The 23967-nt window shown below is 38.3% G+C and carries 27 protein-coding genes, 2 tRNA genes and 1 pseudogene; 13 read left to right on the top strand and 17 right to left on the bottom strand.

The annotated features are described in order from the left end of the window. Positions 1-5: 5 nt before the first annotated feature. The 3 genes from J4Q03_RS10790 to J4Q03_RS10780 form a co-directional block, all read right to left on the bottom strand. Positions 6-80, bottom strand: a tRNA-Val gene (locus J4Q03_RS10790). Positions 81-115: 35 nt separating this feature from the next. After that, positions 116-190, bottom strand: a tRNA-Val gene (locus J4Q03_RS10785). A 41-nt stretch (positions 191-231) separates the two neighbouring features. Beyond that, entirely contained in the window at positions 232-1476 is a 1245-nt protein-coding gene (locus J4Q03_RS10780) for a bifunctional folylpolyglutamate synthase/dihydrofolate synthase (protein WP_426048184.1), read from the bottom strand. A 98-nt stretch (positions 1477-1574) separates the two neighbouring features. On the opposite strand from J4Q03_RS10780, the gene J4Q03_RS10775 reads away from it, so the two are divergent. The 5 genes from J4Q03_RS10775 to J4Q03_RS10755 are packed head-to-tail and all read left to right on the top strand — an operon-like array spanning position 1575 to position 5787. Next, positions 1575-2912 (top strand): TolC family protein, encoded by a 1338-nt coding sequence (locus J4Q03_RS10775; RefSeq protein WP_426048183.1) that lies wholly within the window; start codon positions 1575-1577, stop codon positions 2910-2912. 1 nt (position 2913) lies between these two features. Next, positions 2914-3513 (top strand): SprT-like domain-containing protein, encoded by a 600-nt coding sequence (locus J4Q03_RS10770; protein ID WP_426048182.1) that lies wholly within the window; start codon positions 2914-2916, stop codon positions 3511-3513. Beyond that, a complete protein-coding gene (locus J4Q03_RS10765) occupies positions 3507-4589 on the top strand; it encodes a mannose-1-phosphate guanylyltransferase (protein ID WP_426048181.1) in 1083 nt (360 codons plus the stop codon). The genes J4Q03_RS10770 and J4Q03_RS10765 overlap by 7 nt, the downstream gene beginning before the upstream one ends. A gap of 30 nt (positions 4590-4619) precedes the next feature. Next, positions 4620-5282, top strand: coding sequence for a hypothetical protein (locus J4Q03_RS10760; RefSeq protein ID WP_426048180.1), 663 nt, complete (start codon positions 4620-4622; stop codon positions 5280-5282). Next, complete coding sequence (locus J4Q03_RS10755; protein WP_426048179.1) at positions 5251-5787, top strand: GNAT family N-acetyltransferase; 537 nt, start codon at positions 5251-5253, stop codon at positions 5785-5787. The genes J4Q03_RS10760 and J4Q03_RS10755 overlap by 32 nt, the downstream gene beginning before the upstream one ends. Before the next feature lie 100 nt (positions 5788-5887). Here the strand turns inward: J4Q03_RS10755 and bcp are convergent, their stop codons facing one another. Continuing rightward, the gene (bcp, locus tag J4Q03_RS10750) at positions 5888-6337 is read right to left on the bottom strand and encodes a thioredoxin-dependent thiol peroxidase (protein WP_426048178.1); all 450 of its coding nucleotides are present in this window, start codon (positions 6335-6337) and stop codon (positions 5888-5890) included. 33 nt (positions 6338-6370) lie between these two features. On the opposite strand from bcp, the gene J4Q03_RS10745 reads away from it, so the two are divergent. Beyond that, a complete protein-coding gene (locus J4Q03_RS10745; protein ID WP_426048177.1) occupies positions 6371-6991 on the top strand; it encodes an endonuclease III domain-containing protein in 621 nt (206 codons plus the stop codon). Between the two features lie 168 nt (positions 6992-7159). Here the strand turns inward: J4Q03_RS10745 and J4Q03_RS10740 are convergent, their stop codons facing one another. Both J4Q03_RS10740 and J4Q03_RS10735 read right to left on the bottom strand, forming a co-directional pair. Beyond that, positions 7160-7606: a DinB family protein gene (locus J4Q03_RS10740; protein WP_426048176.1), complete on the bottom strand. Its 447-nt coding sequence runs from the start codon at positions 7604-7606 to the stop codon at positions 7160-7162. A gap of 96 nt (positions 7607-7702) precedes the next feature. Then, positions 7703-9499: a DUF885 domain-containing protein gene (locus tag J4Q03_RS10735; RefSeq protein WP_426048175.1), complete on the bottom strand. Its 1797-nt coding sequence runs from the start codon at positions 9497-9499 to the stop codon at positions 7703-7705. 168 nt (positions 9500-9667) lie between these two features. Here J4Q03_RS10735 and J4Q03_RS10730 point away from each other — a divergent pair, with 168 nt between their 5' ends. The 4 genes from J4Q03_RS10730 to J4Q03_RS10715 all read left to right on the top strand — a co-directional run bounded on the left by J4Q03_RS10730 (position 9668) and on the right by J4Q03_RS10715 (position 12419). After that, on the top strand, positions 9668-10129 hold the full coding sequence (locus J4Q03_RS10730) for a hypothetical protein (RefSeq protein WP_426048174.1): 462 nt from the start codon (positions 9668-9670) through the stop codon (positions 10127-10129). Between the two features lie 169 nt (positions 10130-10298). Then, entirely contained in the window at positions 10299-11003 is a 705-nt protein-coding gene (locus J4Q03_RS10725) for a MotA/TolQ/ExbB proton channel family protein (RefSeq protein WP_426048173.1), read from the top strand. A gap of 96 nt (positions 11004-11099) precedes the next feature. Continuing rightward, positions 11100-11498, top strand: coding sequence for an ExbD/TolR family protein (locus J4Q03_RS10720; RefSeq protein ID WP_426048172.1), 399 nt, complete (start codon positions 11100-11102; stop codon positions 11496-11498). 33 nt (positions 11499-11531) lie between these two features. Then, positions 11532-12419: a ferric siderophore ABC transporter substrate-binding protein gene (locus J4Q03_RS10715; protein WP_426048171.1), complete on the top strand. Its 888-nt coding sequence runs from the start codon at positions 11532-11534 to the stop codon at positions 12417-12419. 14 nt (positions 12420-12433) lie between these two features. Here the strand turns inward: J4Q03_RS10715 and J4Q03_RS10710 are convergent, their stop codons facing one another. From J4Q03_RS10710 to J4Q03_RS10670, 9 genes are all read right to left on the bottom strand, one after another. Then, a complete protein-coding gene (locus J4Q03_RS10710) occupies positions 12434-12826 on the bottom strand; it encodes a hypothetical protein (protein WP_426048170.1) in 393 nt (130 codons plus the stop codon). 172 nt (positions 12827-12998) lie between these two features. Further along, on the bottom strand, positions 12999-14402 hold the full coding sequence (locus J4Q03_RS10705; protein WP_426048169.1) for a nucleoside recognition domain-containing protein: 1404 nt from the start codon (positions 14400-14402) through the stop codon (positions 12999-13001). 190 nt (positions 14403-14592) lie between these two features. Continuing rightward, positions 14593-15102, bottom strand: a complete 510-nt coding sequence (locus tag J4Q03_RS10700) for a DUF6973 domain-containing protein (RefSeq protein ID WP_426048168.1) — start codon at positions 15100-15102, stop codon at positions 14593-14595. Positions 15103-15155: 53 nt separating this feature from the next. Beyond that, complete coding sequence (gene accD, locus J4Q03_RS10695; protein WP_034739627.1) at positions 15156-16010, bottom strand: acetyl-CoA carboxylase, carboxyltransferase subunit beta; 855 nt, start codon at positions 16008-16010, stop codon at positions 15156-15158. Positions 16011-16107: 97 nt separating this feature from the next. Further along, entirely contained in the window at positions 16108-17178 is a 1071-nt protein-coding gene (fbaA, locus tag J4Q03_RS10690) for a class II fructose-bisphosphate aldolase (protein ID WP_426048167.1), read from the bottom strand. Positions 17179-17249: 71 nt separating this feature from the next. Next, a complete protein-coding gene (locus tag J4Q03_RS10685; RefSeq protein ID WP_116010424.1) occupies positions 17250-18116 on the bottom strand; it encodes an NAD kinase in 867 nt (288 codons plus the stop codon). A 1-nt stretch (position 18117) separates the two neighbouring features. Further along, positions 18118-18768: a CBS domain-containing protein gene (locus tag J4Q03_RS10680; protein WP_426048166.1), complete on the bottom strand. Its 651-nt coding sequence runs from the start codon at positions 18766-18768 to the stop codon at positions 18118-18120. 187 nt (positions 18769-18955) lie between these two features. Further along, on the bottom strand, positions 18956-19486 hold the full coding sequence (locus J4Q03_RS10675) for an RNA methyltransferase (RefSeq protein ID WP_426048165.1): 531 nt from the start codon (positions 19484-19486) through the stop codon (positions 18956-18958). A gap of 5 nt (positions 19487-19491) precedes the next feature. Then, complete coding sequence (locus tag J4Q03_RS10670) at positions 19492-20112, bottom strand: toxin-antitoxin system YwqK family antitoxin (RefSeq protein ID WP_426048164.1); 621 nt, start codon at positions 20110-20112, stop codon at positions 19492-19494. Between the two features lie 55 nt (positions 20113-20167). On the opposite strand from J4Q03_RS10670, the gene J4Q03_RS10665 reads away from it, so the two are divergent. Then, positions 20168-20767: a hypothetical protein gene (locus J4Q03_RS10665; RefSeq protein ID WP_426048163.1), complete on the top strand. Its 600-nt coding sequence runs from the start codon at positions 20168-20170 to the stop codon at positions 20765-20767. A 9-nt stretch (positions 20768-20776) separates the two neighbouring features. Here J4Q03_RS10665 and J4Q03_RS10660 read toward each other — a convergent pair whose 3' ends face one another. Next, positions 20777-21658 carry a bestrophin family protein gene (locus J4Q03_RS10660; protein ID WP_426048162.1) on the bottom strand — a complete coding sequence of 294 codons (882 nt, stop codon included), beginning with the start codon at positions 21656-21658 and terminating at the stop codon, positions 20777-20779. Between the two features lie 358 nt (positions 21659-22016). Here J4Q03_RS10660 and J4Q03_RS10655 point away from each other — a divergent pair, with 358 nt between their 5' ends. Further along, positions 22017-22886: a cupin-like domain-containing protein gene (locus J4Q03_RS10655; protein ID WP_426048161.1), complete on the top strand. Its 870-nt coding sequence runs from the start codon at positions 22017-22019 to the stop codon at positions 22884-22886. Positions 22887-23066: 180 nt separating this feature from the next. On the opposite strand, the gene J4Q03_RS10650 is transcribed toward J4Q03_RS10655, so the two are convergent. Beyond that, complete coding sequence (locus tag J4Q03_RS10650) at positions 23067-23597, bottom strand: GNAT family N-acetyltransferase (protein ID WP_426048160.1); 531 nt, start codon at positions 23595-23597, stop codon at positions 23067-23069. A gap of 142 nt (positions 23598-23739) precedes the next feature. Here J4Q03_RS10650 and J4Q03_RS10645 point away from each other — a divergent pair. Beyond that, positions 23740-23921, top strand: a pseudogene (locus J4Q03_RS10645) (hypothetical protein); the annotation flags it as partial. Positions 23922-23967: the final 46 nt, after the last annotated feature.

The raw sequence follows: 23967 nt of genomic DNA, 5'->3' as shown, positions 1-23967 counted from the left end.
TTTTGTGGGCCCTGAGGGATTCGAACCCCCGACCCTCTGGGTGTAAACCAGATGCTCTGAACCAACTGAGCTAAGAGCCCTGAATTTTTTTTGAAAGGCTTCAGTTACCTTTGTGTGGGCCCTGAGGGATTCGAACCCCCGACCCTCTGGGTGTAAACCAGATGCTCTGAACCAACTGAGCTAAGAGCCCCTATACTTGTTTCCTCGTTTAGAGTGGTGCAAATATACGACTTATTCAGAAATCTCCAAATTTTTTTCTAAAAATTCTCCCACTACAAAATTACTTCCGCCGATGAAAATCACTTCTTCTTTTGTACATCGCTCTTTTGCAGAAAGATACGCTTCCTGTACTGAATTGAAAATAGTATAAGAAATTTTTGCTTCCTGTAAGAGATTTTCATAGTCTTCCGGATCTCTTCCCCTGCTGATGGATGGTTTGGCAAAATAAAATTCAGAATTTTCGGGAAGAAGAGCCATTACTTCATCTATTTTTTTATCATTCACAAACCCTAAAATAACGTGTTTATGCTTGTCAATGGAGTTCAGTTGAGAAAATACATATTCCAGTCCCGCCTGGTTGTGCCCGGTGTCACAAATTGTAAGCGGATCTTTTGAAAACTCGAACCAGCGCCCGATAAACCCTGTGTTTTGATGGACATGAAGAAGTCCCTTCTCAATATTTTTCTCAGAAACAGGAATGTTTATTTTTTTTAACTCTTTAATCAGGGCAAGAACAACGCGGATGTTTTTCTTCTGATAATTGCCTTTAAGATCAGAACCCAGCTCAGATTGTATCAGTGTGGCGTCAATAAAAGGTGCATTTTCTTGATCTGCCTTCTGCCTGATAATATTTTTAACAGTCTTATTTTCATCTCCCGAAATTATCGGAATATGGGTTTTGATGATTCCAGCCTTTTCAGCAGCAATCTCTTCAATAGTATCTCCCAAAATATTCTGGTGGTCCAGCTGTACATTAGTAATTGCAGCTACCAAAGGCTTAATAATATTCGTTGAATCCAGCCTTCCGCCAAGCCCGACCTCAATAATGGCAAAATCTACCTTTTGCTGATAAAAATATTCAAAAGCCATGATGGTGGTAAACTCAAAAAAAGAAGGAAGGATATCTTCAGGAAGACTTTTCAGTTTTTGGATAAAATGATAAACAAATTCTTTGCTGCAGTTTTTACCGTTCACCTTAATGCGTTCTGTGAAATCAATAAGGTGCGGGGAATTGTATAAACCGACTTTGTATCCCGCTTCCTGCAGAACTGAGGCCAGCATATTACTGGTAGACCCTTTTCCGTTTGTGCCTCCGATGTGGATGCATTGTATCTTTTCCTGTGGGTTTCCAAAGAAAGAACACAGCTTTATAATATTATCTAATCCGGGTTTATAGGCCTTCAGCCCGTCAGTCTGATAGTTGGGAGCCTGTACGAAAAGCCAGTCGACAGATTCCTGATATTGTTCGGTTGTCATGATACAAAATTCTCAAAAGTTTTATTAAAATGAAACAATAATTTTTTTAAACTGTAACTTTTTTATATTTGGCTCGTCTAATATTGAAAATTATTAATATGAAAAAAGGTTGGATTATCGTTTTTGGATTAAGTTGTCTGGGACTAAGCGCTCAGAAGAAATGGTCCTTAAGAGAATGTGTAGACTATGCTGTGGAGCATAATCTTCAGGTTATCCAAAATCAATATTCTAAGCAGATCCAGGATGCTAACCTTAAAATGGCTAAAAAAGAATACCTGCCTTCCGTGTCCGCAGGAATGTCCAATTCAGTAGGTTTCGGGCAGCTTCCATTGGGTACGGGAAGTATCAGGAATGACAGGTTCAACAACAGTGCGAACCTGGGTGCGGATGTTCTGCTTTACAATAATGGCAGACTAGAGAAAAACATCAGAAAAATACAGTTTGATGTAGAAGCCAGCCAATACGATATAGAAACCATTAAAAATGATATTTCTCTACAGATTGCACAGCAGTATCTTACTGTTCTTCTGAACAAGGAAATTGTTAAGATCTCCCAGAGTGCGGTAGAAAATGCTCAGAAACAATATGACCGGGCTAAAATAACAACCCAGGTAGGAACCACTGCACAAACTATCCTGGCAGAAGCAGAAGCAGCCTTAGCAAGAGAAAAGCAGAATCTTAAAACTGCGGAAATAAATGTAGGAAGAGCTTTGTTTGCCATTGTTCAGCTTTTACAGCTTCCCGAATATAAAGGCTTTGATGTGGAAGATGTACCTGTTTCCGATACACTGCCGTCCCAACTTAAGTCTGTGGATGATGTTCTTACGACAGCCTATGAAAACCAACCGCAGATAAAAGCTGCCGAAAGCAGAATCCGGTCTGCTGAAGCACAGACGGAAGTAACCAAGACGGGATTTTGGCCAACACTGACTGCGAATGCCGGGGTTTCTTCGTTCTATAATAATATGTTAAGTAAAAACTACGACCAGCTTGGGAACCCTGTTAATGATCCCACTTTTTTCCAGCAGTATAAAGATAATTTCGGACAGAATATAGGACTTTCCCTGAATATTCCTATTTTCAACAAAGGAATTACCAAGCTGCAGGTAGAGCAGTCTGTAATTAACCAGAGTGTCGCTAAAAATACCCTGGAACAACAGAAGCAGACGGTAAGACAAAATGTGCAGAAAGCGCAGTTTGATGCAGATGCCAATTATGAAACCTTCCTTGCAGCAGTAGAAACTGAGAAAAGTACCAAACTGGCTTTAGAATTTGCAGATAAAAGTTATGCGGCAGGAAGATCAACAATTTATGATGTGAATGTAGCCAGAAATAACTACGCCAATGCCCAGGGATCTGTTGCCCAGGCAAAATATAATTATCTTTTCAGTCTTAAACTGTTGAATTTCTATTCAGGAATTCCATTAACTTTGTAAAATGTCTATCCAGTCATTAGAAAAATATTTACCTCAAAACACGCATAAATACTTAAGGAACTGGTTTTCGGAGTATTATATTCATATAAAAGTAACACGCGGCAGAAATTCTAAGTTGGGAGATTACAGAAAACTTCCTGATAACTCCCACGAAATAACCGTCAATTCAACACTGACGCCGCCGCTTTTTTTCTTTGTCCTTACCCATGAGCTGGCTCATCTGATTGCTTTTGAAAAATACGGACGAAGAATATCACCGCACGGAAATGAATGGAAAGAAACATTTAGAAACATGCTTCTTGAAAGCCTTGAGATTTATGACGAGGATCTCAGACCGATCATCGTAAGATTTTCAAAATCCCCAAAGGCCAATTTTATGGCCAGCCCGGATCTGGTAAGGTATTTTCATACTGAGAAACAAGATGATAGACTGCATTTCATTGAAGAGCTTCAGAAAGGAGAGTTTTTTATATACCGGAACGAAAAGTATTTATTAGAAGGTCTGATTAAAAAAAACTATCTTTGTAAGAATCTGGCTACAGGAAGAAAGTATTCTTTCAAGCCTCTGGCTAGGGTTGAAAAATGTAGGCAAGAATGTTAAAATCAGATAGATACTGTGTCATCATGGCGGGAGGAATCGGCAGCCGGTTCTGGCCTATGAGTACACAGAAATTTCCAAAACAGTTTCAGGATATTTTAGGGACAGGGCGTACCATGATTCAGCAGACTTATGACAGAATCAGCCGGATTATTCCTAAAGAGCAGATCTTCGTGATCACGAATAAAGAATATGTTGCGCTTTCCCATCAGCAGCTTCCGGAAATTCCTGAAGAAAATATTGTGGGGGAACCCCTGATGAAAAATACAGCGGCCTGTAACCTGTACATGGCCAACAAGATTGCTGAAATTAATCCGGAAGCAACCATGATTGTTCTTCCGGCAGATCACCTGATTTTAAAAGAAGAGGTATTCCTGGAGAAAGTGAAGCTTGCCTTTGATCTTGCTGCCAGACATGATTATCTGGTAACCCTGGGTATTACGCCTACAAGACCCGATACGGGATACGGATACATCCAGTTTGTGGAAAAGAAAGGATCAGATTATTTTAAAGTTAAAACCTTTACAGAGAAGCCTATTCTTGAAATTGCACAGAGCTTTTTAGAAAGCGGTGATTTCCTGTGGAATGCAGGAATTTTTATCTGGAACGTGAAAAGCATTCATCATGCATTTGAACTGTATCTTCCTGAGATGATGCAGCACTTCATGGCCTGTGAATATAATTCTGAAAAAGAGGATGGCTGTATTGAAACTATTTATCCGAAAGTTCAGAAAATTTCCATTGATAACGGAATCCTTGAAAAAGCAAAAAATGTATATGTCATTCCTTCAGATCTTGGATGGAGTGATCTTGGCACATGGACTTCTGTATACGAAAATACTGAAAAGGATAAGAATGGAAATGCCGTAAAGCTAAGGCATTTCCTGAATTATAATTCCAAAGGAAACATTATTCGCCTTAAGAACAATAATAAAGCCGTGATCATTGACGGTCTTGAGGATTTTATTGTTGTAGACACAGATAAAGCACTGCTGATATGTCCCAGAGACAATGATCAGCTGATCAAAGACTATGTTCTTGATCTGAAAAGTTTTAAGAAAGGAGATAAATTCATGTAATATTGCTATCTTTCTGCTGATTTTTGAATTATGATGAAAACCGCAATACGATCAATAGCTCTTATACTTCTGCTTTTGGGATTTTTAGGATACTCTCAGAGCAAGAAAAACTTTTCCGGGATTCCGAATATTTTACAAAAGATCATTCCGAACGACAGGACAGATTCCTGGGTTCTTGTTTATAACAGTTACGGAAAAAATCAGGAGCTCAGAACATCTGCCGGAAAACCATACTATACCCCACAGTTTTCAGGGTTTAATTTATTCCCTGACGAAGACAGCTTTTATTATATTGCCTACGGTTCAGGGGGGAAAATGAATTACATTACAGATCTTGAAGGCCTGAAAAAATTTGTCGGGAAAATTGATAATGCTGAAGAAGCAGCCATTGTTCTGACAGCTGACGGATATATGGTGGATGAAGAGTTTAAAGATGTTGCCGGTAATTATTATGAAGATGCTGCCAATTATTACCTGGATCTGGGAAAGCTTACTTCAAAAGAGTGCCCTTACCAGAAAACCCATTATACCCTGACTGTGAATAAGGCTACAGGAGCTGTTTCTAATGTAAAAGATAATGGAACCTATATTGAGCTTTACAATAAGAAATGTGCCAATAATCCAAGGCTTTTAAAAATCCAGAAAAAAGAAGAACCAAAAGATGAGCCTAAAAAATCTACCAAACGAAAATAATATTTACGAAACGGAAAGACTGATCATCCAGCCTATGTCTGTAGATGACGGGGAGTTTATTTTTGAGCTTTATAACAGACCAAAGTTTATTAAATACATTGGTGACCGCCAGATTAAGACTGTTTTGGATGCAGAAAACTATATCAGAAACAGATTTCTTCCGCAGTTTGATAAATTGGGCTTCGGAAATTATCTGGTTGTTACCAAAGATACAGGTGAAAAAATAGGAGGGGTAGGCATCTTTGAGCGGGAAGGTCTGGAGATCGTGGATATAGGATTTTCTCTGTTGGAGGAATTTGAAGGTAAAGGATATGCGTATGAAGCTGCAGAGAAGGTGAAATCTATAGGAATGGATGAATTTGGTCTGAAAAAGATCTCAGCCATTACTTCAAAGGATAACTTTTCTTCTCAGAAGCTGATTGAAAAATTAGGACTTGAATTCAAAAATTATGTTACGCTTCCAAATGAGGATGAAGAACTTATGTATTACGAGACGAAGCAGTAAGATGAATTGATATTAAAAAATAAGAATCGGCGGCCAAAGGCCGCCGATTCTTATTTAAAGGCAATTACTTTTTCATTATTAAGAACATTAAAATAAAAACTTATTTCTCCAAAATCTGTTCTGCAGCCGTTTTTGAGGTTACTTTTTCTATTACTCTTGTACATATTCCGTTTTCGTCAAAAATAAAGGTAGTTCTTACAATGCCCATATATGTTTTTCCAAATGTTTTTTTCTCCTGCCAGACCCCGAATTTTTCGATAACGTCATGGTTTTCATCAGCAAGAAGATCATAGGGAAAAGCAAATTTACTATGGAAGTTTTTTTGTTTTTTTACCGTATCTCCGCTCACGCCAAGAAGTTGAAATCCGGCCTTTTCAAGCTTTGAATAATTGTCGCTCAGGTTACAGGCCTCCACAGTGCATGTAGGAGTATTGGCTTGAGGATAAAAGAAAACGACTAATTTCTTTCCGATTAATTTCGATGAGGTTATTGTTTCTCCATCCTGATTTGTTCCTTCAAATTCAGGTAATTTATCTCCTACTTTCAGCATAATGAATTAATTTTGTTCAAATTTAATGGTTAAATGACAAAAAAGCAAAGAGCGGAGCTCGTTCAGAGAGAATTGGATAAATTATATCCTACAACACCCATTCCGCTGGATCATACCGATCCTTATACACTCATGGTAGCTGTAGCGCTTTCTGCACAGACCACTGATAAAAAAGTAAATCAGGTAACTCCCGCCTTGTTTGAGGTGGCAGGCACGCCGCAAAGGATGGCCAGACTGGAGGAATATCAGATCAAAGAGCTGATCAAAGAGATTGGACTGTCCAATACCAAAGCTAAGAACCTTAAAAGAATGGCAGAACTTTTACTGGAAAGACATAACGGGATAGTTCCCCAAACTTACGAAGAACTGGAAGCACTGCCGGGAGTAGGTCATAAAACAGCTTCTGTAGTGATGAGCCAGGGCTTCGGATTTCAGGCTTTTCCTGTGGATACTCATATCCACAGACTGATGACGCAATGGAAGCTTACTTCCGGAAAAAATGTCGTAGAAACAGAGAAAGATGCTAAAGCAATATTTCCTGAAGAGGTCTGGAACAAGCTTCACCTGCAGATTATTTTCTACGGAAGAGAATATTCGCCGGCCAGAGGAAAAGGAGAGAAGGATTTTATTACTAAAATGATGTTTGAAAAATAAAATACGTTATTTTTAAGAATATAAAATAATTTATCAATTTCAAATTTGATATAAAGCACCATAAAAATGGTGCTTTTTTATGGATAATTACAACTTCTTTATCTGTTTATTCATTTGGCGAGAAGGGTTTTTATTAATTGTTTGATTTCAAGGTTAAAAGCTATGTAATTAGAAATCCAGCAGTCTTCTGTGATAATTAATCTGGCCCAAATGATAATCCAGATGGGTGATCAGGTGAATTAAGAAGTAGCCTGTTGTCATGGTATCTCCGAAAACAACAAGAGGGTATTCCTTTTCGAGATCTTCTGACGTTAATTTATTGAGTGCATTGTCTACCATAGCTATGGTTGCTGTTACTTTCTCAATAAGTTCAGCCCTTGAAATATCTTTTAATGAAAATTCAAGTTCCCTGTTCCTGATATAACCGGTTTTACCAAGCTCTGCACCAATATAATTGTTGAGGTTGCCAACCAGATGCAGACAGAGATTTCCCGCAGAATTTGCAATGTTTTTATCTGTTTTCCAGATAGAATTTTCATTCTGATAAGATTCTATTTCTGTTTTTAATTTATTTAAATCTCTGCTGTAAAGAGATCTTAGGCTTTCTATGATCATAGTAATTTCTATTATTAACTCGTTAAGCTTTTCAAACAAAAAGATGGGACATTAAAATTAATCATCCCATCTTTAATTTGATCCGTTTAAAGCAATTTATTTCTGTTTTTTTGCCCAAAGCTCCATCTTTCTGTTCAAAACATCAAGAGGAAGGCATCCCTGGCTTAAAATCTCATCATGGAAGCTTGCTAAATTAAACTTCTTTCCAAGCTCTTTCTGATACTGTTCTCTAAGCTCGCGGATACGGAGAGAACCAATCTTATATCCCAGTGCCTGGCCCGGCATTGCCATATATCTTTCCACTTCCGCGGTCGCGCTGGCTTCATCATAGGAAATATTGCTCAGGAAATATTTAATGGCCTCCTCTCTTTTCATGCTTCCCGTATGAATTCCGGTATCTACAACCAGTCTTACGGCTCTCAGCATCTGGTCGCTCAGATACCCCATTTTCTGGTAAGGATCCGTATACAGGCCGAATTCAGGGCCTAAGGTCTCGCAATAGTGTGCCCAGCCTTCACCATAAGCGCCAAACCATCCAAATCTCATAAACTTAGGCAGCTTGGTATTCTCCTGCTGAAGAGAAACCTGATAATGGTGCCCTGGAATAGCTTCGTGAAGGAAAAGAGACTCCATCCCTGAGGTTACATTGAATTTGGCAGGATCCGGAAGCGGCATATAAAATATGCCCGGTCTTTTTCCATCCGGAGTTCCCTGAATGTATTCTGCACTGGCACTGGCTTCCCTGAACTTTTCCGTTTGTCTGATTTCAAACTTCGTTTTTGGCGTTACACTGAACATAGTCTTCAGCTTAGGAGTGATCTTTGCTAAAATGCCGTTAAATCCATCCAGAACCTCTTTAGAAGTTTTATAAGGCATTGCTTTAGGATCGGTCTTCACAAAGTTAATAAAGTCTTCCAGTGTTCCGGTAAAGCCAACCTGCTGCTTTACTTTCTCCATTTCTGCGCGGAGCATTGCCACCTGCTGTAATCCTGTTTTGTTGATCTCTTCAGGAGTTTTCTTTGTTGTTGTCCAGCTTTTAGCATAATATCTGTAAATCTCATTCCCGTTCGGAAGGCTGTTGTAGCCATCTGTATCCCGTGCTTTCGGAAGATATTCTTTTTCCAGGAATGTTCCCATTTTGGTATAGGCCGGAATGATCTTTTTTGTAATAGCATCAGCATAAAGAGCTGAATATTTGTCTTTTTGTGCCTTGGTAAAGCTTTTAGGGAATTTTCTGACAGGTCCGTAGAAAATGTTTTTCTCCAGATCGGTTGTGGTGATCTCTTCAGCTCTCATTTGAGGGATCATTTTGACAACCAGTTTTTTAGGAAGGACAATCTTATTGTTGATTCCCTCACGGAAATTTTCTGCGGCGGCGTTCATCCAGTCAGGAAATTTTTCCATTCTTTTCAGCCAGTCATTATAGTCCTTTTCAGTTTTAAAAGGCTGGCTTCCTTCTCCGCTTCCATACAGCGGGAAGTTCAGGGGAAGACCTCCAAACTGTGTAAAAGGGATATATTCGGGATGATAGGCGTATGCTTCAATTTTATCTTTTAAGGTATAATCCAAAACATCATAAACAACCTTTTCATCATCCGAAAGGCCTTTATAATCAACGTTTTCCAGCTGTTTTTGGACAGAATTGTAAAAAGCAACCTCTCCGGAAATAAAATCCCTGTCAATATTAATAGGAAGCTGGTCGTTATACCTCGTATCTCCCTGAGAAGTAGCTTCTAAGGGGTAGAGTTTAAGATACTGCTCATAATAGTTGGACGCAATAGAATCCATATTGGTAGGCGTTACCTTCGTTAAAGGAGAATCAGATTTTTTGCAGGCTGCCATGCTGATCACCAGTCCCAGTCCCAAAATACCTTTTGATAAAATGTTTTTCATTTTCAGAATCTTTATGAAACAAAAGTAAGTATTATTGGCATATGCGGAATAATCAATCATAATGATTTAAAAAAATAATTTTCAAAAAATTTTTAACTTTGAATCAATTTTTTATCTTTGTCTAAAACGTTTAACAATCATATTATTACAGCTCTTTTTTAAGAAATAATGAAAGGGATTTTAAAAATTTACCATCCGGAGGAGACCCTAAAATACAATATTAGAAACACTTATTGTAAGGCGGTCTACAGCAACCAGCAACATTTATTAGAGGTTGAAATTATAACGGATGACAGTTTGGATCATGTAGATGATGATTCATTACAGTACAACTTTCCGCAACTTTCACTTGAAATTTTTGATTTTCCGATAGAATCGAAGGAGATTGAAGGGAAAACGATCAAAATCAATGATTCTGATGAAGAAACTTATACAGAAGTGGATTTGTTTGATGATGAGGATGCCTTTATCTACGATAATGAACTCCTGTTTGAGAAAAATGAAGAAGGTGAGCTTCAGGTGATCTGGAAAGGAACTATAGACGACTTCTATACAGGATCTGATACACCCATCCCATTCCGTCTCAAATGTGAATTTAAGCAGGACCAAATTAATATAGACGAAGACTAACCGTTTTCTTTATCTTTTTATAATAATTTCTTTTCAAAATTTCTTTTGGAAAGAAATTTGCTGTCTCTTAATAATAACAAATTTTAAGTTGTTTTTAAACAATTTTTAAGAGAGCAATTCATAATATTCCACTACATTTGTCGTTAAAATTTTATAAAAATTTACATTAATGCTGTTAACGGAACTTACTCAGATTTTATTTGCACAGATTACTGCTCCAGCAGTTGCAACAGACGATTTAGAATTTTCATTTTGGAAAATCATGTTCCACGGAGGGGCTTTTGCTAAAATTGTAATGTTTGTCGTTCTCGCTTTGGGTGTATTTTCACTGTATCTGTTCTTTGAACGTTTTTTCTTTATTAAAAGGCTGACTTCAAAAACAGATGCCAATTTCATAGAGAATATTGAAGATTTTATCAAAGAAGGAAAGATAGAATCGGCAGCGGATTACTGTAAAAGACAGAATTCTCCGGAAGGAAGAATTTTAGAAAAAGGGATTTCAAGATTGGGACGTCCCGTTTCTGATATTGTAAGTGCGATGGAATCTCAGGCTCAGGTAGAGGTGGCAAATATGGAGAAGAATCTGAATCTTTTGGCTGTGGTGCCGAGTATTGCACCAATGCTAGGACTTTTAGGAACGGTTATCGGGATGATCATCGCTTTCTTCAACCTTTCCCATGCCACAGGATCTTTCTCGCCTAAGACTTTATCTGAAGGTATTTATACAGCTTTAGGACAGACAGCTGTAGGTTTGGCTGTAGCTATTCCGGCTAACTTTTTTTACAATATACTTTTAACAAGAATTGATAAATTTGTATTGAAAACACAGAATATGTCCGGAGAATTTTTAGACCTTATCAACAAACCTTTATAAATCTTTCTTATGAAATCGCTTACGAGCCTTTTGGCCTTTCAGATAATAATGTATTAAGCGATTCCATCTGACCATTAAAAAAGTAAAAAGAAACAGATGAAAATTCAGAGGAGAAATAAAGCGAATCCGGAATTCAGTTTAGCAGCGATGACAGATGTTATCTTGCTGATGCTGATATTTTTTATGATAACTTCATCAGCCGCCAATCAGAGTGCAATTGATGTAAAGTTGCCGAAAGCGGGGGCAATAGAAGATAATATTCCGAATCCTTTAACGGTAAGTATTAAGCCGGACGGATCTTATTTTGTTGATGATAACCCTGTTACGAGAGAACAGCTGGAATCAGTAATTGTCAGTAAATTGACGGGTCAGACGAATAAATCATTTACCATCCGTGCAGATGAAAATACCATGCATAAAGACGTTGTTTTTGTCATGGAAATTGCTGAAAAGAATAAATTTAATATTGCTATTGCAACGGTTAAAGATAAATAACGTCTCCGGAACTGCCGGAAAGAATCATTTAAGATGAGAAGTTACACTGTAAACAAAAATGAGCAAAACAAAGACAGGATAAAAAGTGCCATACTTTCTGTCCTCATCTGGTCCGCCATTTTGCTTTTTGTTTTTCTTTATAAACTGAAGCCGGAATTGGATAAGCAACCGGATGAAGTGATAACAACAATGCTTGTTAATTTCGGGGATAACAGGAACGGAAACGGAATTGAAGAACCCGCTGATCAGCCGGGAAGCCTTGCTGCAGCTACTGAAGAAGTAACTTCCGAGCCGGCAGAAACGGCTGTGCCTGAAACAAAAACGGTTATAAAGCCTGAACCTGCACCTGAACCAAAGAAAACAGAGGTGAAGGAAAAAGTACTTACAGGAAACAATTCGAAAGTAAGTGTTCCGAAGAAGGAGGAATCCAAAAAGACAGACAAAAAGACATCGACAAGTTCAAGTGCCTCTAAGAATACTAAAAAAACGGGAGCAACAACAGCCAATTCTAAAACAGGAAGTGGTGACGGAAAAGGAAACGCAGCGATTGGAAACCTGATCAGGGGAAGAGGAACGAAAGCCGGAAGCCAGGGTACGGGTAGTGGAATAGGAAACGCAGGAGATCCTCTGGGAGGAGACGGAAACGGGGACAGTAAAGTAGGAATTGACAGAAAGTTAATTGGATATATTCCGGGAACTATGGGAAGAGGTGGCGCACAGCCAAGTAACAGCTGCACGGCAAGCGGAACAATTACCATTGCTTATACCGTAGATAAAGCTGGAAATGTAATTTCTGCAAGGAGATCGGGAGGAACATCAGATCCCTGTATTTCTTCTACAGGCGTATCATGGGTTAAAAAGTATGTGAAAGCCGAAAAGGCCGCTACATCCTCTACCGGAACATATAAAATCACATTCTAAAATACAAAAGCACTTTATTCAAGTGCTTTTTTCATTTCATTGATTCTGTTGATCACAGGAAGGGCGAAAATCCCGCTGGTCTGGAGATAAAGCTCATAGAATGTTTTTGACTTGTCTAAAAAGTCTTTGTTATCCTCCTGCTTACCCTTAAAGTAAAAAAGGTTTCCCAGCATTTCATAATAGTCTTTATGGTCTCTTTCCTGCCTTTCATTAACAATGGCAATGATCTCTTCTTTCGTTTTTGAAGAAATTTCTGCGAAATCTATCTTGAAAATATCTTTCATTAAAGAATCAAAATCCAGTTCTTTCTGCATTAAACTTTCCTCAGGCTTATCTAAGATCAGTTTTTCCAATGCCTGGGTTAACTGTCGTATTAATCTTAATGTGAATTCTTTATCTGTGATCATTTTTGGTTCAAAGTTTAAGGTTCGATGTTTAAAGTTAATGGCGGCTTCGAGTGCCTCAGCCACCTACAAATCCCAGTCGTGGCTTTTTGATAATATTTATTTTAATATCTTTATTTAGTTCATATGGATACGGAGTTCTGGTGGCTGAGGCACTCGAAGCCACCATTGCTCATTAAGCAAAAAACAAATACGCCAGCGCAATTGCAGTAATAACTCCTACCAAATCTGCCAGAAGCATGGCAATTACCGTGTATCTTGTGTTTTTCACGGCTACTGCTCCAAAATATACTGCGATCACGTAAAACGTGGTATCTGAGCTTCCCTGAAGAACTGCTGCAAGCTTCCCCTGGAAACTGTCTGCTCCAAATGTGGCCATAGTATCCACCATCATTCCTCTCGCTCCCGATCCGGAGAGAGGTTTAATCAAGGCAGTCGGAAGTCCGTCCACGAATCTTGGATCAAAGCCGGCGGTGTTGGCTACCCACTTCATTCCATCAATAATTACATCGAAAACGCCTGAAGTTCTCAAAAGAGAAATTGCGATCAGCATTCCTACCAAATAGGGAATGATCTTGACGCAGGTGGTAAAGCCTTCTTTTGCGCCTTCAATAAATGCATCAAAAACATTGATTTTTTTATAAACAGCACCCAAAACAATCGCCAGAAAAATGAACAGAATCAGTCCGTTACTTAATATTTTACTGAACGTATCCAGCTCGTCCTTACTAAGTTGAACCAAATAGACAACCAGAAGCGCAATAAGAGCTGAAATTCCGCCCACATAAGCAATTACTACCGGGCGAAGCAGATTGATCTTCTGATAAAGAGATACGATGATCATAGCTGCGAGTGTCGCCGCAAAAGTGGCAATCATGCAGGGGAGAAAAATATCGGTTGGAGTTTTCGAACCCATTGAAGCCCTGATCGCGATAATAGAAACTGGAATTAATGTCATTCCTCCCGCGTGGAGACACAGAAACATGATCTGCGAATTGCTGGCAGTATCTTTATTGGGATTTAAAGTCTGAAGACTTTCCATAGCTTTTAATCCAAATGGGGTAGCGGCATTGTCCAAACCCAGGAGGTTGGCACTGAAATTCATCAGCATATGCCCGAAAGCCGGATGGTTTTTAGGAATTTCAGGAAATAATTTTGAGAAAAAAGGCTGTATAAAGCGGCTTAAAAGATTAATTCCGCCTGCTTTTTCCGCAATGCTCATGAATCCCATAAATAAAGTCATAATCCCGATCAGGCCAATACATATCTTTACTGCGGTTTCGGAAGTTCCGATCACGCCGTCTGCTTCCTGAATTCTGTAGACGTTTACATTCTGTTTTAGAGAGTCTGTTTTATAATGGATCCTGCGGTCTGCAAAATCGTTTTTTTTCATCAGGCTGTCCCTGACAAGCGGAGTAAGCGTATTCATCTGCTGTGAAGCGACCTGAACCGTGTCACCTCCTTTTCCTACCACCATATCATTAAAGATGGTTTTGTAGTGGCCGGACGAAACGTATTTAATACTGGCTATGGCAATGGCGATGATAATGAAAGCCGACCAAATTCTGCTGAGGACCATTCGATTAAATTAAAATTTTAGAAAAGATAATAAATAAAAAGGAAATTGAGGAAAAAGATCTTTATAAACTCCGCTGATTTTATGATTTATATTGAGCTGTTTCAACTTCGCTCAGGATGACAGAAGGTTATTCTGCTCCTTAAAAGTTGATATCCAATGTTATACTGAGCGAAATCGAGCGTTCTAAATCTTAGTCATTTAGATACACCAGATATCCCTCAAAATCATCATCCAGGCTTTTAAGAACCTTAGCCTCATCCATTTTCTTAGCCAGGCTGTCGATAAAAAAACTTTTTTCAAAAAACTGGCGGTGGATTCCCGGAAGCAGTTCCATGAAATAATCCATACCAATCTTGTTGTTGTGGAGATCCATTTTCGTTTCCAAAGGCTCGTTTGGAAACAGTTCTTCATGCATATCCGTAATTCTTTTACAGAAATCCAGAGCTTTTTCCGGAGAGGAAACCTTACAGCAGTACATCATAATAAAACAGCACCACAGCGCATGCCTGAAAGCATTTCCAATGCCATTATTTGAGGCTGTTTTAGGAAATTTTTTCTGAGCAATGGTAAAAGCCTGCATCGTGGCATGGAAGCTTAATAAAGCAAAAAGAGGATGGGGAAGAATAAGCGATAAAAGACGCATGATCTTTTTCAGACTCATGCTTCGGATGGTATTAAAAAAAATCTTGAAAGTCCTCATAAATAAAATCTCTCCCTAATTAGAGAGAGACTGTATGTTGTTTGTTACAGATCTTAAGCGTTTACAGCTAATAAATTTACTGTTTTAGCTACCGTATCCTTAATTTCAGTTCTTTTTACGATAAAATCTACAAAACCTTTTTCCTGTAGGAATTCAGAGGTCTGGAAACCTTCAGGAAGATCTCTTCCGATTGTTTCACGGATTACTCTCGGACCTGCAAAACCGATCAGTGCTCCCGGCTCAGCCATGATAATATCTGCTGTCATAGCAAAAGAAGCTGTAATTCCTCCAAAAGTAGGGTCACAAAGGTAAGCGATGTATAAAAGCCCTGCTTCAGAAAGTTGGGCCAGTTTAGCCTGTACCTTAGCAAGCTGCATCAGAGAATAAGTTGCTTCCTGCATTCTTGCCCCTCCGGACTGACAGATGATCATGTACGGAAGTTTGTTGGCGATACAGTAATCCACTGCTCTTCTGATTTTTTCTCCCATTACAGAGCCCAAAGATCCGCCGATAAAAGCAAAATCCATACAAGAAACCACCATTTCAGTTCCTTTTACGGTTCCTACAGCATTTCTGATAGAGTCTGTAAGTTTTGTTTTAGCTCTTACCTCTTTTAAACGGTCTTTATAAGGCTTGGTATCTTTGAAATTTAAGATGTCAATACTTTCAACATTGGCATCCAGTTCGGTGAACTTACCTTCGTCAAAAAGGATCTCAAAAAATTCAGCACTTCCTATTCTTACGTGGAACCCGTCTTCAGGAGAAACATAGCTGTTTCTTCTCAATTCATCATGCTCCACAATTTTTCCTGATGGAGTCTGATGCCAAAGGCCTTTGGGAACGTCCTTTTTTTCATCAGTAGAGGTGGTAATGTTTTTTGCTTTTCTTTTAAACCAGTCGAATGCCATTTTTTGTCTGTATTAATGTATCATGTAAAAGGTAAAATGTATAAAGACAAAAGCATTAATCTACTCTGTACTTTATACATTCTTCTTTTTACAAAAATTATTTTAAAGTATTTACGTTATTTAAGTCTTCAAACGCTTTAACCAGTCTTGTAGAGAAAGTCTCTTCCCCTTTTCTTACCCAAACTCTTGGATCATAGAATTTCTTGTTTGGTTTTTCTTCTCCTTCAGGGTTTCCGATTTGAGCTCTTAAATAATCAATATTGTTAACCATATAATCTCTAACTCCTTCTGTGTAAGCAAACTGAAGATCAGTATCGATATTCATTTTGATGACTCCATAATCGATTGCTTCTCTGATCTCTTCTAAAGTAGACCCGGAACCTCCGTGGAATACAAAGTTAACCGGCTTATCAGCTGTTCCGAATTTCTCCTGAACGAATTTCTGAGAGTTGTCAAGGATTTTTGGGGTAAGAACCACGTTTCCAGGCTTGTAAACTCCGTGTACATTACCGAAAGCGGCTGCAATAGTGAAATTGTCAGAAATAGCTTTTAATTTTTCATAAGTATAAGCTATATCTTCAGGCTGAGTATATAATTTGGAATTGTCTACATCAGAATTGTCTACACCATCTTCTTCACCACCTGTAACACCGATCTCAACTTCTAAAGTCATCTGCATTTTAGCCATTCTTTCGAAATATTTAGCAGAGATTTCCAAGTTTTCCTCTAAAGGTTCTTCAGACAGATCCAGCATGTGAGAAGAATAAAGAGATTTTCCTGTCTGCTTGTAATGCTCTTCACTTGCATCTAATAATCCATCGATCCAAGGCAATAATTTCTTAGCGCAGTGGTCTGTATGTAAAATAACAGTGGCTCCGTAAGCTTCTGCCAGTGTGTGGATATGTTTTGCTCCGGCAATAGCTCCTAAAATAGCTGATTTCTGGCCGTCATTGCTTAATCCTTTTCCTGCGTTGAACGCAGCTCCGCCATTTGAGAACTGGATAATTACAGGAGAGTTTAATTTTGCTGCAGTTTCCATAACAGCATTTACATTGCTTGAACCAATTACGTTTACTGCAGGCAGTGCAAATTTATTTTCTTTGGCATACTGAAAAATATCAGTAACTAATTGACCTGTGGCAACTCCTGCCGGAAAAATTCTGCTCATGTTTTACTTTTTATTTTAAATTATTAGGCGTTTTTAAAATTCCTGTAAAGGTAATCATTTTTGAGGAATTACTAATTTCTTTTGTCCCTGCCCCAAAGCAGCTTCTGACGGATTGTTTCGTAGAAACTCAAATGGTTGGGCTGTACCAGAAGGATCTGAAAATTCGCCTTTTTGATGATAATTTCTTTGTCGGTTTCTATATGGACCAGTCTGGAGTCCAGCGAAAGAGAATACTGAGGTACCCTGCTTTCCACTTTAAATTTTATTTCTACTTTGTCATTTACCACCAAAGGTCTCACATTCAGATTGTGGGGAGCAATAGGGGTAATGACAAAATTTTCGTTGTTCGGAGAGATAATGGGCCCTCCACAGCTTAAAGAATAAGCCGTAGAGCCTGTAGGCGTAGAAACGATCACACCATCACCCCAGAATACATTGAGAAATTCGTCATTTATATATGAATCTACCGTGATCATGGAGGTTGTTTCCTTTCTTGATATGGTAACGTCATTTAATGCATACGGGAAAAAGTCACCGGATTTTGGAGAAACTACTTCAATAACGGCACGGCGGCTTGTTTTGACGTCACCTTTTAAGATGGCATCAAGTTCTTTGAATGCTTCCTCTTTTGTAAAGCTGGCCAAAAATCCTAATCTTCCGGTATTTACCCCAACAATCGGGATTTCAAGATCTTCAATAAACGTTAATGAATTGACGATCGTACCGTCACCTCCAAAAGTAAAGAAAAGATCTACCTCCTTATCCAGCAGATCCTGTTTGCTGTTGAAGGTTTCAAATATCTTTGAGAACTGAAGTGCTTCAGCCATTTCATCATACAGAACAGATTTTACGCCTCTGGTTTCAAGTTCTGAAATAAACTTGCTTAAATATAAAAAAGTATCGAGGTCTTTTTTCTGAGAATATATGGCTGCCTTCATGTTATATTTCTATGAATTTTTGGAAAAACCCGAATCTGTCCTTAAACAGATCTGATTTTTCATCAGAATAGTATTTTTCAACAATTCTATAATCGTACCGGTCAAAAGTAGCGTCTATTGAAGACAGATTTTCATTGCTGATCTTAATGGTTACCTGAATCACTTCATCAGACATTAATGTGATGAATCCGCCATAGAATTTCGAGTTGTTACTTTCAACAATATTGGCGATCTCCGTCATCGAATATTTTCTGGCCGGGGTTTCAATCGTAAGGATAGCTCCGGTCTCTGAAAACAGCGGATAACGGGAAAGATTCTGGAAAATATCCTCACAGGTAATATACCCAAGATACTTTTCGTTTTTATTGATCACCGGAATTACATTGGCACTGAACGTATAGAAAAGGCGGATGCTGTCCATGATATTATTATCTTCCAGGATGGCGAAACGCTCAATCTGATGCTCAAGATCCTTTAGAATTCCATCGCCGTCATAAAGGAAATCCTCTGCAATGGCTCCATAAAAGTGATGGGACTTTTTTATGAAAACATGGGAATAGCCAAAATCCTCTAACGTATTCCTCGCTGATTCTATTGAGTCAGTCAGGCTAAAACACGGAAAGTCTTTTGAGATATAATCCTTGATAAACATTGTGCTAATTTATAAAAAATTAAATGAAACTTTTTCTCAAAACATCATTTTTTTTCTTGAAAAATTAAAAAAATGATGTTAAAATTTGTTCGTAAGGAAAAAAAAAGTATCTTTGTCGCCTTTCATTTTTACTTTTTATTAGATTTATTTCAAACTGCACTGTCTTTTAAGGACATATGCAGTTTTTTTATTTTAAGGCTTTGGCAAACTCCCACATCACAATTCCGCCGCATACACTTACATTCAGAGAGTGCTTGGTTCCAAGCTGTGGAATTTCAAGAAATGTATCAATATTCGCGAGTGCTTCATCACTTATTCCTTCTACTTCATTCCCTAAGATCAGTGCATATTTTTTCGATTTGTCGATACTGAAATCTGTGATCATGATGCTGTCTGTTGTCTGCTCGATCCCTATGATTTCATATCCACGGCTTTTATAGTCGGTAATTGCTGTGTTAATATCACTTTCGTGGCCCCAGTCCACACTTTCTGTAGCTCCAAGTGCCGCTTTGTGGATCTCCCGGTGCGGTGGCTGTGGCGTAATCCCGCAAAGAATTATTTTTTCGATCAGAAAAGCGTCTGCCGTTCTGAAAGAGGCTCCCACATTATGCATGCTCCTTAGATTGTCTAAAATAATGACCAATGGAATTTTCTCAGCCTTCTTAAATGTTTCTACATCTATTCTGTTAAGTTCTTCCAGTTTTAATTTCTGTACCAATTGTTTTATTTTGTTGAGATTAATTTTCCGTCTCTGTAGATCTCTGTCTTTTCAACGCTTCCGTCTTCACGGTAATGAATCCGGGTTCCGTTCCATTTATCGTTGGCAAATTCTGTTTCACGCTGTAGTTTTCCTGACGGGTGAAATGATTTCCATTTTCCTACGGCAAGTCCGTTCTCATACTGACCGATCTGTTTTACGGATTTCCCGTTTTCGTAGAAAACTTTGCTTTCACCGTGTAATTTAGCAAATTTATAATTGGAAATTTCAGCAACGGCGCCTGAAGGAGTATAAAAAGTAGCTGTAAAGCTGTTGTCATAAACATTTTTGTCGCCATTTCTAAAAACCTCTTTTGAAGTAAGAACGCCATTTTTATCATAATAGGCCCACTCTTTTACCTTATAGTCTTTCTTGTATTCTCCTTTGGCCTGGACTTTTCCGTTGTCGTGGTAATAAATGGCATCACCTTCCACTTTTCCTTTCTTCCATTCCAGAATCTGCTTTACCTGCCCGTTATCGTAAAAAGCTTTGCACGATCCTTCCTGAAGTCCGTCTTTGAATCCGCATGGCTTTTGTGCTATTAACCACGATGACGCGGTCATTAGCAACAGAAAAAAGTATTTCATAGATATTTTTATTTCAAAAATAGTAAAATACTTATATTTGATTTAAAATATTAACATGAAAAAAATATCTACTTTACTGCTGTTGGTATTCTCTTTTCTGTTTTCACAGGCACAGAACACCTATTATCCGCAGGCTTTTTTTGATAAAAAGTTAGCCAGGGAGATGCTTAGCTTTGGAAATTCTACGATAGAAGGAGTGGCTTCCACGAAGCAGAAAAACAATTGGGGGATCAAACCTCTGCTCGGGGCAAAGCATTATGCTCCTAAAGGAACTGTCGTGATGCTTTTTCCTGTAACGCCTTATTTTGATGAGTTTTACAGCATGAGAAGAAAGTATGAGAATAAGAAAACAACGGTCTACATGTCCGAAGATGCGTTTAAATACAGGCTGGAAGCTTTAACGGACGATCACGGAAGGTTTAAGTTTGAAAAATTAAGACCCGGAAAATATTATCTGGAAACGATTGTTAACTTCACAGCAACGGCAAGTTATCAGGAGCAGACCGGAAGATCAGATGCCTATAATGGCTACGGTGGTTATCTGTATTCTACTCCTATATACCAGACCTTTTTTTATGGTTATTCTGCGGCGAACCGCGAAAGTAAATTTGTAGAAATAAAAGCAGACGGAGAAATCAAAGAAATCAACCTTTAAGGTTGATTTTTACTTTTTCAGTCCCATGATCTGGTGTACACTCCTCTCAATATTTTGTGCCAATGCTTCCATGGGAATATCATTTTCGTCATTATTGAAAGGATCTTCAATTTCCTCAGCAATAAGCTCAAGACTCATCAGAACATAATAGACAAATACGGTAAGCGGGATCATCAGCAGTCCAATGGTAATCACATAGGCAACAGGCAGTGCCAGGACATATAAGATGATAAATTTCTTAACAAATGAAGAATAGGAGTAGGGAATAGGGGTGTTTTTAATTCTCTCGCAACCTCCGCAGACATCCAGAAATCCGGAAAGCTGACTGTCAAGATACAGCATTTCAATATCCGAGATCTTTCCTTCTTTTTTCAGCTGATTTAGCTTATGGGTTAAAAGAATGATAATTTCACTGGGACCATGATGCTTCAGGGAACTTTCAATTTCAGAATAATCTTCGTCTAAAGCCAATCTTGTAGATTCCTGGGAAAGATGCTTGGCCAGAAAATGCGGAAAGTATTTTAAGTATCTTGAAATCTGCTCAGCGTCTTGCGGGTTGTTGCCTAAGATGGCATTGATCTTTACAGCAAAATTCCGGGTATCATTCACCAGTTTTCCCCAAAGTTTTCTGCCTTCCCACCATCGGTCGTAAGCTGTATTTGTTCTGAAAACCAATAGCAGCGACAATACAAAACCCAACAGGGAATGAATCATTCCAACATTGCTTACCCCCGATTTTGTAGTAAGATGAAGATACTCTACTTCCAGATACTGAATTCCCCAGGAATAAAGCCCAACGAGGATCATCGTTGGAAAAAGAATCTTCATCGTATCGCTTTTATGCATACTGAAAAGAATCTTCAGAAAATGCTTGGTGTTATAGGCTCTCATAAATGCGCTTAGTCCTACAAAGATAATTTTTTCATTTTATCTCTGCTTTATGGGAACCTATAAAATTGATTTTAGCCCATCCCGTTTCTTTGCAATAAAAAATAAATGGGATATTATAGAAAAGGACATTTTAAAAAGAATGGAAAACGGGTGAATGGACATTATGTAAATACTTTTGGAAGAGGTAAAGAAGAACTAAAAATCCGCAGGGATGTGTGGTTGTCATTTTAGGAGGAGTACTTTCTTTTTTGTTTTATGTCTTAAGTTGAATAGGCTAATGATAAAGGTATCAATTTTTTAATTTTCCCAGATTTCAAAAAAAGACTATTTTTATTTCGTATTTAAATAACTAAACAAGATGATCCTCGAAAACGTAGATGTAGTCAGTGATATCAGTAAAGAAGATTTTCAGAAGAATTATTTCAAAAAACACAAACCGCTTTTGATCAAAAATTTTGCGTCCAGATGGGATGCCTTTGACAAATGGAATCTTGCCTACATCCGTGAAAAGGCAGGTGATCAGCTCGTGCCGCTGTATGATAATAAACCGGCTGATGCTTCCAAAAGCTCGGATGCTCCTGTGACGAATATGAAAATGAAGGACTATATTGACCGGATCAAAAGCGGGCCTTCAGATCTGCGTATCTTTTTTTACATCATCACAGACCGGCTTCCGGAACTGCTGAAAAATTTTACGTATCCTGATCTTGGAATTAAGTTTTTTAAACGGCTGCCCACTCTTTTCTTTGGCGGAAGTGAGGCTCATGTGCTGATGCATTACGATGTGGATCTGGGAGATTTTCTTCACATTCACTTCGAGGGTAAGAAAAGGATCCTGCTATTTGACCAAAAACAATCTGCCTTTTTATATAAAGTGCCGCTCTCTGTTCATACGGTATATGATATCGATTATGAAAATCCTGATTATGAGAAGTTTCCGGCCTTGCAGTATGCCAAAGGCTATGAAATTTTTATGGAGCATGGTGATGCGCTTTTCATTCCCGGGGCATTCTGGCATTTCAACAGATACCTGGAACCGGGATTTTCTATGTCGCTCAGAGCTCTTCCCAACAAGCCGAACGTTTTTGCCAATATGATGTACCATGTTTTTATCATGAGGTATACAGATAAGCTTTTGCGGAAGCTATTTAAGGCTAAGTGGGTGAATTACAAGCAGAAATGGGCTTATGAAAAAGGCATGGAAGCCTTTGAAAAGAAAAGGAAATAGCCTTGAAGGTTGAAGACGGAAGCTGTAGGTTAATATATCTCCTTATATTTCCTGTGACGGTTTAATTCAACGAAAGTCAATTAGGAAAGTCAAAAGGTTTTAAAAAATTAATTAAAAAAAATATTCATTGGTTCTGTAGAACTTCAGAAACTTCCATCTTCCGGCATCCATCTCCCATCTTTATTCATTAATAAGTCCGAAGATTTTGGCATCTACAAACCTTCCTTTTTCAAAAAAGTAATCACGGAGAGTTCCCTCATCTTTAAAATTTAAAGCATGTAAAAGTTTCTCGGAAGAAATATTGGAAGGATCTATGAATGCGTCTACCCTGTGAAGCTTCATACTTTCAAAGCCAAAAGTAAGAATAGGAAGAATGGCTTCTTTCATATAGGAGTTTCTCCAGAATTTAGGGTTCAGTTCATAGCCGATCTCAGCTCTGAAGTGCTCCCGGTACCAGTTGTGGTAGCCGCATGTTCCTATGACCTTTTGTTCGGATTTTAATTCCAGTGCCCACCGGAAGCCTTTTCCTTTTTCAAATTCATTATTAAAATGTCTGATGATCTTTTGAGCATCTTCCAGGGTTTTAAAGGTTTCCAGATCATAATATTCCATGACTTCATCCATGGAAAAATATTCGAAGAGGTCTTCTGCATCATCAGGAACCAGCTGTCTTAAAAGAAGCCTTTCAGTTTCCAAAACAGGGTAAATCATAGAATTAATTTTACTGAAAAATACAATAAATATTTTATTCAGAACACATCAACATCATTTTTGATCCCCATAGCGAGATTAATTTCATCACAATTTCCAACCCTGAATTTATTTTAATTAAATTTGGGGCTCATTTTTTATTATGGCAAAAACGAAGAAGGAAACCCCGTTAATGACGCAGTATAATACCATCAAGGCTAAATACCCTGATGCTCTGCTGTAGTTCAGGGTTGGAGACTTTTATGAAAACATCCCAGATTCTGGGTATTGTTCTTACTAAAAAGAGCCAATGGAGAGGGGCATATAGAGCTGGTGGGCTTTCCGCAAAAGCACAGATGCGTTGGGGAACAACTAAAGAACAAAATTTAAT

The sequence above is a fragment of the Chryseobacterium sp. NFX27 genome, assembly GCF_049887855.1.
Classification (GTDB): domain Bacteria; phylum Bacteroidota; class Bacteroidia; order Flavobacteriales; family Weeksellaceae; genus Chryseobacterium.
The sequence above is the reverse complement of the archived record's forward strand: the minus strand, read 5'-3'. Positions and strand labels throughout refer to the sequence as shown.